Origin of the sequence: Nostoc sp. (assembly GCF_036917155.1) — a bacterium.
Classification (GTDB): Bacteria; Cyanobacteriota; Cyanobacteriia; order Cyanobacteriales; family Nostocaceae; genus Nostoc.
In genome coordinates this window covers 1-14148 of the sequence record NZ_JBALDZ010000135.1, presented here as the reverse complement: position 1 = coordinate 14148, position 14148 = coordinate 1, and the positions used below count along the sequence as shown (strand labels likewise).

9 protein-coding genes are annotated in these 14148 nt (G+C 41.7%); 5 read left to right on the top strand and 4 right to left on the bottom strand.

Annotation, left to right across the window (positions count from 1 at the left end):
* The first annotated feature begins 123 nt into the window (after positions 1-123).
* Positions 124-579 (top strand): Fur family transcriptional regulator, encoded by a 456-nt coding sequence (locus V7K67_RS18730; protein ID WP_334710252.1) that lies wholly within the window; start codon positions 124-126, stop codon positions 577-579.
* A 132-nt stretch (positions 580-711) separates the two neighbouring features.
* On the opposite strand, the gene V7K67_RS18725 is transcribed toward V7K67_RS18730, so the two are convergent.
* Complete coding sequence (locus V7K67_RS18725) at positions 712-1854, bottom strand: peptidoglycan-binding domain-containing protein (RefSeq protein WP_334730393.1); 1143 nt, start codon at positions 1852-1854, stop codon at positions 712-714.
* 9 nt (positions 1855-1863) lie between these two features.
* Complete coding sequence (cobN, locus tag V7K67_RS18720; RefSeq protein ID WP_335167888.1) at positions 1864-6267, bottom strand: cobaltochelatase subunit CobN; 4404 nt, start codon at positions 6265-6267, stop codon at positions 1864-1866.
* A gap of 94 nt (positions 6268-6361) precedes the next feature.
* Between cobN and V7K67_RS18715 the strand changes: the two genes are divergently transcribed.
* Positions 6362-8401 carry a GAF domain-containing sensor histidine kinase gene (locus tag V7K67_RS18715; RefSeq protein WP_334730395.1) on the top strand — a complete coding sequence of 680 codons (2040 nt, stop codon included), beginning with the start codon at positions 6362-6364 and terminating at the stop codon, positions 8399-8401.
* A gap of 173 nt (positions 8402-8574) precedes the next feature.
* On the opposite strand, the gene V7K67_RS18710 is transcribed toward V7K67_RS18715, so the two are convergent.
* Complete coding sequence (locus V7K67_RS18710; protein ID WP_334730396.1) at positions 8575-9408, bottom strand: ATP-grasp domain-containing protein; 834 nt, start codon at positions 9406-9408, stop codon at positions 8575-8577.
* Between the two features lie 44 nt (positions 9409-9452).
* Positions 9453-10313 (bottom strand): hypothetical protein, encoded by an 861-nt coding sequence (locus tag V7K67_RS18705; protein ID WP_334730397.1) that lies wholly within the window; start codon positions 10311-10313, stop codon positions 9453-9455.
* 136 nt (positions 10314-10449) lie between these two features.
* On the opposite strand from V7K67_RS18705, the gene V7K67_RS18700 reads away from it, so the two are divergent.
* The 3 genes from V7K67_RS18700 to V7K67_RS18690 all read left to right on the top strand — a co-directional run bounded on the left by V7K67_RS18700 (position 10450) and on the right by V7K67_RS18690 (position 13655).
* The gene (locus tag V7K67_RS18700) at positions 10450-11367 is read left to right on the top strand and encodes a metallophosphoesterase family protein (protein ID WP_334730398.1); all 918 of its coding nucleotides are present in this window, start codon (positions 10450-10452) and stop codon (positions 11365-11367) included.
* Positions 11368-11484: 117 nt separating this feature from the next.
* Positions 11485-12105 carry a Uma2 family endonuclease gene (locus V7K67_RS18695; RefSeq protein ID WP_335167885.1) on the top strand — a complete coding sequence of 207 codons (621 nt, stop codon included), beginning with the start codon at positions 11485-11487 and terminating at the stop codon, positions 12103-12105.
* A 164-nt stretch (positions 12106-12269) separates the two neighbouring features.
* Positions 12270-13655 (top strand): AAA family ATPase, encoded by a 1386-nt coding sequence (locus V7K67_RS18690; RefSeq protein ID WP_335167883.1) that lies wholly within the window; start codon positions 12270-12272, stop codon positions 13653-13655.
* The last annotated feature ends 493 nt before the right edge of the window (positions 13656-14148 follow it).

The following is a 14148-nucleotide window of genomic DNA, read 5'->3' as shown; positions in this document are numbered from 1 at the left end:
CTCAAGATTTGATGAATTGTTCTTAAATATTTAGTAAGAATTCTCAATAGGCAATGATTGTTGCAAATTGCTCCCAAGATTTGTTATATTCTCAACTAACAAGCTTTGTTGAGAAATATTAGTATGACTGTCTACACAACTACTTCACTCAAGGCAGAACTGAACGAACGAGGCTGGCGTTTAACTCCCCAGCGCGAAACAATTTTACACATTTTTCAAGAACTTCCGCAAGGTGAACATCTGAGTGCGGAGGATCTTTATCATCGGCTAGAAACTGATGGCAAAGGGATCAGCCTATCAACTATTTATCGAAGTTTGAAGTTGATGGCCAGGATGGGAATTTTACGGGAACTAGAATTGGGCGAGGGACATAAGCATTATGAGATCAACCAGCCTTATCCTCATCATCACCATCACTTAATTTGTGTTAGATGCAACTCAACTATTGAGTTTAAAAACGACTCAATTTTAAAAATTGGGTCAAAAACCGCTCAAAAAGAAGGTTTCCACCTGCTTGACTGTCAAATGACCATTCATGCAGTGTGTCCCAAGTGCCAACGGGCGCTGATGCCGCTTTAGCACTTGGGTGGATAAATAAGACGAAACTACTCAAATTAACCAAATAAATGGAATTTTGAGCAGTTTGTAATTTGCTGTTACTGGAGGCAAGCAACCAGTTGGAGACTGATACTAACGACACCAAAGCGGATGTTAAAAGCGTCCGCTCTTAAGATCCTTTAGGCTAATGCCGTAGAATTCCTGGGCTTGTTTAATCGCTTTTTTGGTGTCATCTGCCATCACACCGTTCAGCTTGCCTTTATAAAAACCCCGCTCTCGTAGTCGCGTTTGGATTTCTAGGGTATTAAATTCGCTTTTGCTAGTAGTATTAACTGAGCTATATAACTTAGCTCGCGTAGTTGGGCCAGCAACGCCACTTGCACTCAAGTAGTTAGCAGTCTGAAATCTCTTTACAGCATCGGCAGTAAAGGGGCCATAGTAGCCATTTGGCTCTCCCTCTAAATATCCTGCTTGGATCAATTGTTCTTGAAGGATTCTAACTGGCTCACCGCGATCGCCTACACGAAGTTTATCTCGATTGACTACCTTTTTAGGAGCCTCTTCGCCATCACCAATGCCAATTCCTGGCAATTTACGTAATGTTGCTGGGCCTGCAATTCCATCAACGCTTAATTTGTAAGAATCTTGGAACCGCTTGACAGATTCTTCAGTAATTGGGCCAAATATTCCTGTGGCGTTTCCGTAATAAAAGCCTGCAACTCTTAACCGTTCTTGCAAAGCTCTCACATCTTCACCTTCATCCCCCTTCGCAAGGTAGTTGGGATTGCGGCGTTTGCTGGTAGCTGAACTAGCTGAACTAGTAGTGCTAGGCTTTTTAGCCTGTTCACTTACAGCAGTAGTTTTTTTAGTTTGTGTAGTTGCCACAACTGTGGACTTTTTGGCTTGCCAGCTTTCTAATTTTTGCAGGGTGCTTGCTCCAACAATGCCATCCACTGGTAAACCAGCGGCCTTTTGGAAGCGCCGCACAGCTTCTTGTGTGGATACGTCATATACTTGGCTAACAGAAGCTTGGTAAAAACCTGCTGTTTTTAACTTTTGTTGTAGATTTCTGACAGAAGGACCTTGATCGCCTTTTTCTAGTGCCATGACACTACTAACAGCACCAAGAATAGATAAAGACAGAGCAAGGGGCAACATATACTTCCAAGCCCTACCAGAAAGCCTTTTCCAGTCTGGCGCAGCTGCTTTGTTAAACAAAGAACTGAGGGATACCAATTCACTGGGTGTGCTGTCTTCGTAGGCGAAAGCTAGGTGCAAATACGCAAGATTTTCCATATTTGTTTCCTACACCATTGATTTTTCTTCGATAACTGCTTCAGCTTGATGTACTAGGTTCCTCAAAGCTTCTAATGTTCCTATATTTACATCCTCCCACAAATTGCGCTGATGTGCTTCTAATAATTTTTCAGCAATATCACGCAGAGCATAAGGGTTCTTTTCCTGGATAAATTCTACAACAACTGGATCGAGTAAATAAGCTTCTACTATGCCTTGATACATGTAATCTTCAACACATTTAGCTGTTGCATCGTAGGCGAAGAGATAATCGACTGTCGCCGCCATTTCAAAGGCTCCTTTGTATCCGTGGCGCATAACTCCTGCAATCCACTTGGGATTAACTACGCGAGAACGATACACCCGTGCAATTTCTTCTTTCAGTTGGCGAACGCGTGGTTGGGCGGGTATAGAATTATCTCCAAAATAAGTTTGGGGATTTTTTCCCTGTAGAGAACGCACCGCTGCTGTTAAGCCACCCTGAAATTGGTAATAATCATCAGAATCGAGTAGGTCGTGTTCGCGGTTATCTTGATTGTGCAGGACAACTTGCATTTGGGATAAGCGTTGTTTGAAGGCTTCGGGAGAGGGGAGTGGGGAGTTAGGAGTTAGGAGTGGGGAGTTAGGAGTTAGGAGTGAGGAGTTAGAAGTTAGGAGTGAGGAGTTAGGAGTGGGCATTGGGGATTGGGAATTAGGAAGAATTTCTCCCCCTCTGCTCCTCTGCTCCTCTGCTCCTCTGCTCCTCTGCTCCCCTCCCCCTACTCCCGAAGAGTAGGCGTAAGAACTCCAGTTAATGTAGGCGCGGGCTAAATCTTGGTCGTCTGTCCAGTTTTGCGATTCGATTAAACCTTGGAGTCCGGCGCCGTAAGCACCTGGACGAGAACCAAAGATGCGATAGCGCGATCGCACCGCAGCTTGTTCTAAAGTTAATCCTTGGCTTGTCCACAAATCAGTCTCTTGGCGAACTGCATCGGCGAGGGGATTTTGTTCTGGCGGTTCATCTAAGTCTGCTACTGCTGACACGGCTTGATCGAATAAGTCAATTAAGTTGGGAAAAGCATCCCGGAAGAATCCCGAAATTCGCAAGGTGACATCTACACGGGGACGCCCCAAAATCGCTAGGGGCAAAATTTCAAAATCTACTACTCGCCGTGCTGCACCATCCCATACAGGTTGGACTCCGAGTAAAGCCAAGGCTTCGGCTATATCATCACCGCCTGTTCTCATGGTGGCTGTTCCCCACATTGATAAGCCTAGTGTTTTGGGATATTCGCCATGTTCTTGAGTGTAATATTCAACGAGGGTTTCAGCAGCTTTTCTACCGATATCCCAAGCTGTCTCTGTGGGAATGGCGCGAATATCGACAGAATAAAAGTTTCTCCCTGTTGGTAGAACTTCGGGGCGGCCGCGTGTGGGTGCGCCAGATGGAGCGCTGGGGACATATCCGCCATCGAGTCCGTGTAATAAATGGGTGATTTCTTCGGGGGTTTTTTGTAAGGCTGGGAGGAGGCGATCGCGTATCCAGGTAGAGACACGATGAATCGCGTCTGTGCTGGGGGGAGAGACGCGATTCATCGCGTCTCTACAAGATTCCTGATTCCTGATTTCTAAATTCTGAATTCTGAATTCTGAGTCCTGATTTATTAGTTGTTCTACTAAGAGGGCGGCGTGTTCTTCTAGGACTTCGACAATATCACCGAGGGTACGGCATTCTGTGCCATTGACTATTGAGTATTCACCGCTAGTCATTGACAAATCTGCTGTGAGGGGATCGAAATCTAGTCCCCAGTCTTGAGCTATGGCGCGGGTAATGCCTGAAGAATGGCGATTGGGGATGCGAGCGATCGCTACTATTAAATCCCTCAATTGCCGTCCTTGGGGACATTGCCCAAAAATATGCAAGCCATCGCGGATTTGGGCTTCTTTCAATTCACACAGATAGCCACCGATGGAATTCAAAATTAAAGATGACGCTCGCGGACTCGCTAACGCTGCGCTAACAGAATTAAAAATTTCTGTTTCATTTTGGATTCCTAAATCTAGATGGAGATTTTCTTTGATCACCAGTTCGCGGATGCGATCGCGAATCACTGGCAAACGCGAAGGATCTAAACTGTCGGCTTCATAATACTCATCAATTAAATTTTCTAACTGTTGCAAAGAACCGTAGAGTTCTGCACGAGTCATCGGCGGCGTTAGATGATCTATAATCACAGCTTGAGCGCGACGTTTGGCTTGGGAACCTTCACCAGGATCATTGACAATAAACGGGTACAGGTGGGGAAGTGCGCCAAAAGCTACTTCTGGATAACAATTACTCGATAAAGCCACACTTTTACCCGGTAGCCATTCTAAATTTCCGTGTTTTCCCACATGAACTACAGCATCAGCACCAAAACATTCTCTAACCCAATAGTAGAAAGCTAAATAAGCATGGGTTGGTTCTAAATCTGGTGCATGATAATTCAAACTGGGGTCATTATCATAACCCCTTGCTGGCTGAATTCCCACAAAAATGTTGCCGAGTTGAATTCCGGGAACAGGGATTGGGCATTGGGGACTGGGGATTGGGCATTGGGCATTGGGCATTGGGTATGGGTTATTGCCCTTGTCTCCCTCATCTCCCTCATCTCCCTCATCTCCCTTCTTCCCATGCCCTAGCCCCCAGTCCCCAGCCCCCATTCCCCACCTTTCACTAATACCTTGGTGAACTGCTGGGGGTAATGAAGCGAAATATTCTTGATATTCTTCCCAAGAGACGCTTTGGTGTACTGGAAGCCATTCTCGACCTTCCGGATCATTTGTTACACCATCTGTCAGCCGTTGAATCAACTCATCTCCTTGAGTGGGTGGATTTTCTACTTCATACCCAGCCAGATGTAAAGCTTGCAGGATTTCTACACAACTAGCTGGGGTGTCGAGTCCCACACCATTGGCGAGGCGGCCATTGCGGTTGGGGTAGTTTGCCAGAATTAGGGCAATTCGCCGTTCTTGGGGTGGCTTGGAACGTAGACGCGCCCAATTTGCTGCTAGTTTAGCAACGAACTCAATGCGATCGCTCACTGGTTCATAAATTACCACATCTGTCTCTAAATGAGGATTACGAGTTTGTAATGCTTTAAAAGAGACAGCACGAGTAATAATCCGCCCATCTACTTCTGGTAGCGCCACATTCATCCCAATATCGCGGGGAGAAAGCCCTTGAAACTGTGACTCCCACTGCTCAATTGATCCGCCACTGAGGATCACTTGCAACACAGGCACATCTAATTTTTGCCACAGTTCGGTTTGGGGTGTTTCGCTTTCCAAGCGTGCTAAAGAAAAACTGGTGGTATTTAGCAGCACAGCTATTGATTCCGCTTCTTTGGGTTGAAAAAATTCACTCAACTCAACTTGCACATCGGGTTCACGCAATGAAGAAACAAACACTGGCACTGGTTGTAAATTTTTCTGTACCAAAGCTTCGCATAAAGCATCAATTACCTTAGTATTTCCTGCTAAATAATGGGCACGGTAGAAAAGGATGCCGATTTTGGGGATTGGGGATTGGGGATTGGGGATTGGGGACTGGGGACTGGGGATTGAGGATTGAGAGATTTGAGATTCTGAGGTGGATGAATCCAGTTCCAATTCCAAGGTGGATGAACCCAGTTCCGAGGTGGATGAATCCAGTTCCAAGGTGGATGAACCCAGTTCCGAGGTGGATGAATCCAGTTCTAACTCTCCCCTGCTCCCCTGCCCCTCTGCCCCCCTGCTCCCCTGCCCCTCTGCCCCCCTGCTCCCCTGCCCCTCTGCCCCCCTGCTCCCCTGCCCCTCTGCCCCCCTGCTCCCCTGCTCCCCCAGTCCCCACTCCCCAGTCCCCACTCCCCATTCATACAATCCCACACGCGGAATCGGTTGAGGTGGCGCAGGATTGTATGCAGTTGATAAGCAACTATCGGAGATAAATTGCAGAGCATTAACGAAATTTTCCACGCCGCCTTCGCTAAAATACTGCAATATTTGGTTAACAATAGCCAAGGGCACGGTAGACTGGGAAATTAAATCGGGATCAAAAGCGTCATCCCCTGGCATTACAATGAGGGTTCTACCATTACGTTGCACAATTTCTTGCACTACTTCTAAGCCATAACCCCAATAAGAGCGTCCTCCTAACAAGCGCAAAATAACTACTTGGGCAAATTCTAAAACTTGCTCTCCATAAGTATCTATGCTTAATTGTTGCTGCAACTGCAACAGGTTGGCGACTCTTAATGCCGGAAAGCTTATAGGTAATTTGGGAACCGCAGCTGCCAAGGTTTGAATGTCGGTATCAGCAGCCGTAATCAAGACAAAAGGCGCTGGAGTTTGTTCTAAAAAAATTAAACCCTCTGACTGATTCCATCCACCCGATGTGCTACTTATACGATGCATAATATTGTCTTACTGTTTTAACGTGTTGGTTAGTACATAATCAAAAGAAACTTTTTTCCCTTTATTCAGCCCCCTCTCACCAAAATGATTGAAAATGCTTAGTTCTCCTGATTTGAGCTTTTCTCGAACCTTGCCTATTGTTGTATTTAATCAGCTTGGGGAGTTGTTGGAACAGATGGCTCAAACTGTGGGAAGTGCTGCTCTGGTAATGACAGAAGCTATGTTGGTGCGAATTTGCATACCTGTGGAGTGGCAAAGGCAAAGGTTTACATTAGTGGTTTCTGAGCAGTTTAGTGCGCTCTTGGTAGGAACCTTTGAGGGGGATGAGGGGGATGAGGGAGATGAACTACCCACTCAGGAATTGGCACTCAATGCTAATTTGACGTTTAATTTAGAGGCGATCGCTTCTTTTGTCTACGAATTGAGAGATTTGTTTGAGTGCAATTCTTATACTCAGCAAAATCTCGAACGCTGTTGCCAAATTATTAGACCCAATGATGCTACGCTCCAAAGTCAATTTACGCTGTTGCTATTAGAATATCTCCTAACTCAGCCAAACCAAGAAATAATAGCACCTCCAAGTCCGATTAATCCGGAAGTTTATATCTGTCAGCCAGTGGAAGATGCTTTAAAAAAACAAATTTCACAAGAGCGGCTATTAAATCAGGTAACAACACAGATCCGCAAAAGCCTGGATTTGCCTGTAATTATGGCAACGGCGATTACACAGGTGCGTGAGTTTCTAGAATTAGACAGATTAGTAATTTATAAATTTGCAGGTTCGCAAGTAAATACTCAATCATACCAATCTGACACTATTCCCTTCAATGAAACTGCACTGGCAACTGGTATGGAACTATCAGTTAGGGAACCTAACGAAATCTATTTTTATATACATGAGAACAACGATCAACACTCGCCTTTTATATCAGAAAATAATCAACCTCTACTAGGAGACTGCCAAAAGTATGGAGGTTATATTGTCTATGAATCCCGTGCTACAGATGCGATTAGCTCGGTATTGAATTACACAGAAGAAAATTGCTTTATCCGAACCTCTCAATGCCGGGAGAAGTATCGCCAAGGCTTTACCTTAGCTGTGGATGATGTCGAAAAAACTTATGCTCTGGAAGAGTGTTTGTTGAATTTTTTAAGGGAATGCCAAGTTAGGGCTAAGTTTGCTGCACCGATTATATTTGAGGATAAACTGTGGGGATTGCTGATTGCTCATCAGTGCGATCGCCCCCACAGATGGAATGATAGCGAAAAAAACTTGCTGATTGCGATCGCAGAACAATTAGCGATCGCTATTCACCAAGCTGAGTTAATGCAAACCCTCACCCAGGAAAAAGAAAATCTCGAACAACGAGTGATTGAGCGTACAATGGCTCTCCGTGATGCTCTCCTCGCCGCCGAAGCTGCTAACCGTCTCAGAAGTGAGTTTCTCGCTACTATCAGTCATGAATTGCTCACACCTTTAACTTATGTGATTGGGATGTCTTCGACGTTATTACGCTGGCCTTTGGGTGAATTGAGTCAACGACAACGGGGTTATTTGCAAACAATCCACGACAGTGGAGAACATTTATTAGAAATGATTAATGACATCCTCGATTTATCGCAAATTGAGGCTGGGAAGACAGCTTTAAATATTTCAGAATTTTCTTTGGTGAATGTTGCGGAAAATGCTGTAGAATCACTGCGAAAAAAAGCAACAAGCGAACAAATTAATCTTATACTTGATTTGCAAATCGATCCCAGGCGCGATCGCTTTACCGCCGATGCAAAACGAGTAGAACAAATTCTCTGGAATCTGTTAACTAATGCGATTAAATTCACCCCCGAAAGTGGTAGCGTTACCTTACGTCTTTGGGTGGAAGATGATACCGCTATTTTTCAAGTGGAAGATACCGGGATTGGTATACGCGAAGAACAGTTACCATTACTATTTGAGAAATTTCAGCAACTCGATACACCCTATCGCCGCCGCTACGAAGGTACTGGAATTGGATTAGCTTTAACTAAACAACTCGTAGAACTCCATCGAGGTCGAATTGAAGTAGAATCAACTGTAAGTATTGGCTCAATTTTTACTGTGTGGATACCAACTCAGGCAATGAGAGTGATGAGTTAAAAGTCATTCGATTTTGGATTTTAGATTTTGGATTGAAATAAAAATCTACAATTCAAGGTTGTTTGAGGAACGAAACCTAACAAACCCTGCAAAATGAAGGGTTTTGCAAAGCCTCAACCCAACCTATGAATATTCTTAACCGAGAAGTATTGATAGTTAGGATACTGAATTTTTTATTTTGAGGCTAGGCTAATGAGCATTTTTTCAAAAATTCTCAATACAGGCTCTTCTCCATTGTCTCTAGTGAAAATGGTATAATTTGGATGAGAGTTGATTTCAATTAACCAATATTGATTATCTCGGTCTAAGACGATATCCAAACCACCATAATCAATGTCTAATTCTTCAAAAATTGGTCTGGCGAAATCAGCAATCTCTGACAATATCTGTTGATCGTTGATATACTTGGCTTTTGCACCATCCCAGTGGAGAGGACTGAGATTACCTATAAATTTTGCATCAGTTATATCTTTTTCATAGAGTAAAACTAACTCTTTATTTAAAAAAACGGCTCGATATTCAGACTTTATGTTAATGAACTCTTGAGCGATCGCAACGTAATCATACTTTTTATCATTGATATTAAAAATCTCTTGTAAAGCAGTTTCAACTTCATCTGTATTCTGGCATAAAAATACATTATGTCCACTCGAACCAGAATTTCGTTTAACAATTACAGGTGTTTCAAAGTTTTCTTTGATTTCTAATATAATATCTTGAAAGCTTGGAAATTTTAAGTAAATCTTATATTGGAGGTCACAAAAAGGGGAAAGAAAACCTACTGTCCGAGGAAGTTTAACTTTTTTATTTAAAATATGGTAAGTGTATTCCTTATCTTTGATAATTTGTGCTACTGCTTGATTTATTATCGGAGTACTATAATTACAAAAATAATGGTGTTGATTATTCAGTTTTATTTTTACTAAGTTTTCAGCCGGATGAATAATTTCATAGTTAATGTTTAAGTTTTTACAAGCTTTCAGCAACAGCAAAACATTGTCTAACATAAATACTTAAAGTTAAACGTCTAAATTACGGATTACAAATTATTTTAACTTGCTGTTTGCCGTTTAAAAATTACTATCTCAGTACCAACAACTGGGTTACGTGCTATCAGCCTATTTTGGGAGTCGATAATTTCTAAATGGGTAAAATCAAGTTCTTGAGAGCGTTGTAATATCTCAGCAGCTAGTTTGTCCTGCTGAGATTCCTTGAGAGTGTACCAATCATCACTAATTTTGACTGTAAGATTACTCGTGCGAAAGTTGGCTTGAATTGACTTTATCAGACCAGAGGCAATGCGATCGCTAATTTCGGCTACCTGATTTTCAATAGCCGCAATTAAGGCTTGTTCTGGTGTCAATTCTACGATTGGTGTCGGTGTCGGTGTTGGCGTTGGCGTAGGAATTGGTTCTGGTTCTAGTTCCGGCGTTGGTGGCGTAATCTGTACTTCTGGCGGCTGTGGTTCTGGTGCGACTGACTCAGGTGGAGTAGTTATCGTTGGTGTCGGTATCGGAACCTCTTCAACTGGTGGAACTGTTGCTACTTGAGTCGGTTTAGCAGTAAGAACAGTTGTAGTCGCCCAAACGAGAATTACAGCAATTCCAGTAACAATTCCCGTCAAAACTGTATCTGATAACTTTGTTGACAAATTTGATGGTAAAAACAAGCGGATTGTCCTTAACAGTCCACCCCACCACAACTGAAGCTGCTGAAAAAAACCAGGTTTTTCCTCAGTACCAGGTGGGGGTGCTGTCTCCAGTTTTTCTACCGTTACTTCTAAAACCCCAATCGTTCCTTGGAGAAGTTGGATAATTTTAGCCTTCCAAAATGGCTGAACTCTCTGGTAAGGTTTTTGGGGAGGTTGAGTTATCTGCTCATCCGTCGGTTTTGACTGATTGTCTTGTGACATGGAACTTTCACCAAAAGCAGCGAATCAAAGACAAACAACGTACATTATTACTGGTGCTGCCTTCTTTTGCCTTAATGTATCACTTCATTGCTCAAAGTTTTCCGCTAAACTGACTATTTATTAAATTTGGTGAATTATGAACCTGAAACGCCGTCAATTTCTATTTTTAAGTAGCCTCAGCACTATTGGTGCAGGATTTTTAGGCTGGATATTAGCTCATCAAAATCATCAAAGTGCTGATATTAGCGATTCAACAACAGCTATAGCCGCCAACCCAGCCAAAAAAGACTTGTTATTACGTTTTGTGTCTGTTGCAGATACGGGGACTGGGGCTAAGGGACAGTATGCCGTGGCTGGAGCGATGAATGCATATCACAAACAAAATCCTTATGATTTAGTCGTTTTGGCTGGAGACAACATTTACAATAACGGCGAAATTGAGAAAATTAATGAAGTTTTTGAGCGTCCCTATCAACCTTTGCTGAAGCAGGGTGTAAAATTTCAAGCTTGTTTAGGTAATCACGATATTCGTACTGCCAATGGCGATCCACAAGTTAAATATGTCGGCTTTAATATGAAGGGACGTTACTATACATTTCGCCGGGGAACTGTACAATTTTTTGCTTTAGATACTAACAGTAATGCTGATTGGGAAAACCAGCTAAGTTGGTTAGAAAAAGAATTAAGTATTAGTAATGCTCCTTGGAAAGTAGTGTTTGGTCATCATCCGATTTATTCATCGGGTCAGTATGGGAGTAATCCAGATTTTATTAAAACTTTCACTCCTCTATTTCAAAAATACGGCGTTCAACTTTACATCAATGGTCACGAACATAGTTATGAGCGCACTCGTGCAATTGATGGTACAACTTACTTAATTTGTGGCGCGGGTGCTGGTAATCGTCCTGTAGGGCGTTCTGAGTGGACAGGGTATTCTACTAGTGACTTAAGTTTTGCCTCTTATGAGGTGTATAAAGATAGAATAGAAATAAGTGCGATCGCTACTGATAATCGCATTTTTGATCAAGGTATTATTCAGTTGAAATCAGCGTAATTATTATGAAAGTCAAGCGATTAAAAATGTAATCCTTCCCTGAAATCGGCGATTTGACGCTAGAGTTCGGGGATCATTAATTTTGAACTTTGAATTTTGAATTCGGAGCGAAGCGACGTGACTCAAGCTATACCCAAACTAGTAACTTTTGAAGATTTTGCAGCGTGGCGACCCGAGGGCGGAAGATACGAATTACATGATGGCGTGATTGTTGAAATGGCACAAACAGTCGGAGATCATGAAGATATTGTGGGTTTTTTGGCACTAGAAATATCTTTTGATATCAAGCGTCTAAATTTACCTTATTACATTCCAAAAACTGTATTAGTAAAACCACTTGAAGGCGAATCAGCTTATTCACCAGACATATTAATAATCAATCGACCAAATTTATTGAATGAGCCTTTATGGAAAAAGAAATCCACTGTATCTCAAGCTGCATCTATTCCATTGGTTATTGAAGTTGTTAGTACTAATTGGCGGGATGATTACTACAAAAAATTAGCTGATTATGAAGCTATAGGCATTCCTGAATATTGGATTATAGATTACGCGGCTTGTGGCGCTAGAAAGTTTATTGGCAATCCCAAACTGCCGACTATATCCATCTATCAATTAATCGATGGTGAGTACCAAGTTACTCAATTTAGAGGTAGCGATTTTATCGTATCGCCTACTTTCCCAGAGTTAAATTTAACCGCTGAACAAATTTTTCAAGCTGAAGGTCTACTAACGTAGCCTTGACTTTCACCGAACTGATTTTGAAGATACGCGATTGCATTTCTTAACAACAAAAATTTGTGTATGAAGGTGTATAAAGATAGAATAGAAACAAGTGCGATCGCTACTGATAATCGCGTTTTTGATAAAGGTATTATTCAGTTAAAATCAGCGTAATTATTATGAAAGTCAAGCGCTTGAAAATGCAATCCTTCCGTGGAATCGGCGATTTGACCCTTGATTTCCATGAGGCTGAACCAACTGTATTTATTGGCATCAACGGCGTGGGTAAATCAAGTATTATTGATTGTCTAGCTATTCTTTTATCACAGCTTATAGGTAGGATTGCATCGGATCAGGATAAATTTACACCTGCAAACCAGAGTATAAATATTTCGGGAAGTCAAATCAATATTCAAGGATATATTTACGGTAACGTTAATTTATACTCTGATAATAGCAGTCAATCAAGATATTTCGGAGAACAAAACAGTAAAATTCGTGATTTTAGCGAACAAGATATTACAAATGGATGCGAGGAAACATACAACGAAATTCAAGTTTTACTCAATTCTTTATCAGTGAATTGGTTTCTAAAAAATACTCTTAAAGGAAACAGTAAAAATCTCAATAACTATCAGCACGAATTAAAAACAGTTGTTGAAGAGATTCATAATCAATGGCAAACAAATCCTGAAACTAATTTACCTCTAGCAGTTTATTATCGAGTAAATCGTGCAGTTATTGATATATCTCTCGATATTTCAAAAGATTATTCATTTGAACAGATAGATGCTTATGAACAGGCATTAAATGGTATACAAATCAGCTTCAGTACCTTCTTTCAATGGTTTAGAACGTTAGAAGATTTAGAAAATGAAAAAAGGCGAGACACTTCAAGTTATAGAAGCCAGCAACTAGAAGCAGCAAGACAAGCTATTTATTCATTAATTCCCTATTTCTCAAATTTACGGGTGCGGCGTTCTCCTCTGCGAATGACTGTGCAAAAACAAGGTCAAGAGTTCATAATTAATCAACTATCTGATGGGGAAAAATGTTTGCTGGCTATGGTTGGAGATTTAGCAAGACGATTAGCGATCGCTAACCCTAGTTTACCAGATCCACTCCAAGGTAGTGGCGTTGTTTTAATTGATGAAATTGAACTCCACCTACACCCTAAATGGCAACGAGAAATTATTCCGGCGTTGACAAGAACATTCCCCAATTGCCAATTTATTGTCACCACCCATTCACCTCAAGTAATTAGCCAAGTCAAGCCGGAAGGAATTTATATTCTAGAAAAAACAGACGAAGGTGTTGTTGCTAAAAGACCAGAAAGTTCCTTTGGGAGAGATAGTAATCGGATATTAGAAGACCTCATGGGTGTTCCAGCACGTCCACAAGAAATTAAAGATCGTTTACATGAGTTATTTAGACTCATTGATGAAGGCAATCTTGATGGTGCTAGGCAATTATCTCAGGAAATTGCTGATATTATTGGACAAGATGAACCAGAATTAGTAAAAGCAAGTGTATCTATTCGACGCAAAGAGATTTTGAAACGGTGAAATATATCAAAAAAAGTGAGGAGCCAGAAAGTTTTACTGTTTGGAAAAATTTAGCAAATGAGGATTGGCACTGGAGTTTAGACTAAAAGCGATATGAGAGAACGCAAACCAAATGGAATTAGAGGTTAAAAATATTATCTTGTCAGCCTCAAAGCATCCGCGACCTTGAACATTTTTTGTGTAGTATACTTGCAAAGAAAATAATACAATAATGATAATCATGAAAATGGTGGAGAGAAACGAGCTACGCTCGTTTCTCTCCACCCCCGCCCCTATTCGATTATCATTATCAGATAATAAGCAAGAAAAAAGGGGTGTCTGATTGAATACAGTCCCCATGAAGGCAGAAAGTGAGAAAAGAACTACCATTACTCACCTGCCAATATGAAACTTGCCAGATTAGAAGAATTCCGTCAAGCAGCCTACAAACATTTAGGCAGAGCTAAAGACGCTACCTTTGAATTGACAGATGCCATACTGTTGACGCGAAATA

What these genes read in the sequence shown, in the direction of transcription:
- V7K67_RS18730 (WP_334710252.1), top strand. Translation starts at nt 124, where the DNA reads ATGACTGTCTACACAACTACTTCACTCAAGGCAGAACTGAACGAACGA.
- V7K67_RS18725 (WP_334730393.1), bottom strand. Translation starts at nt 1,854, where the DNA reads ATGGAAAATCTTGCGTATTTGCACCTAGCTTTCGCCTACGAAGACAGC.
- cobN (WP_335167888.1), bottom strand. Translation starts at nt 6,267, where the DNA reads ATGCATCGTATAAGTAGCACATCGGGTGGATGGAATCAGTCAGAGGGT.
- V7K67_RS18715 (WP_334730395.1), top strand. Translation starts at nt 6,362, where the DNA reads ATGCTTAGTTCTCCTGATTTGAGCTTTTCTCGAACCTTGCCTATTGTT.
- V7K67_RS18710 (WP_334730396.1), bottom strand. Translation starts at nt 9,408, where the DNA reads ATGTTAGACAATGTTTTGCTGTTGCTGAAAGCTTGTAAAAACTTAAAC.
- V7K67_RS18705 (WP_334730397.1), bottom strand. Translation starts at nt 10,313, where the DNA reads ATGTCACAAGACAATCAGTCAAAACCGACGGATGAGCAGATAACTCAA.
- V7K67_RS18700 (WP_334730398.1), top strand. Translation starts at nt 10,450, where the DNA reads ATGAACCTGAAACGCCGTCAATTTCTATTTTTAAGTAGCCTCAGCACT.
- V7K67_RS18690 (WP_335167883.1), top strand. Translation starts at nt 12,270, where the DNA reads ATGAAAGTCAAGCGCTTGAAAATGCAATCCTTCCGTGGAATCGGCGAT.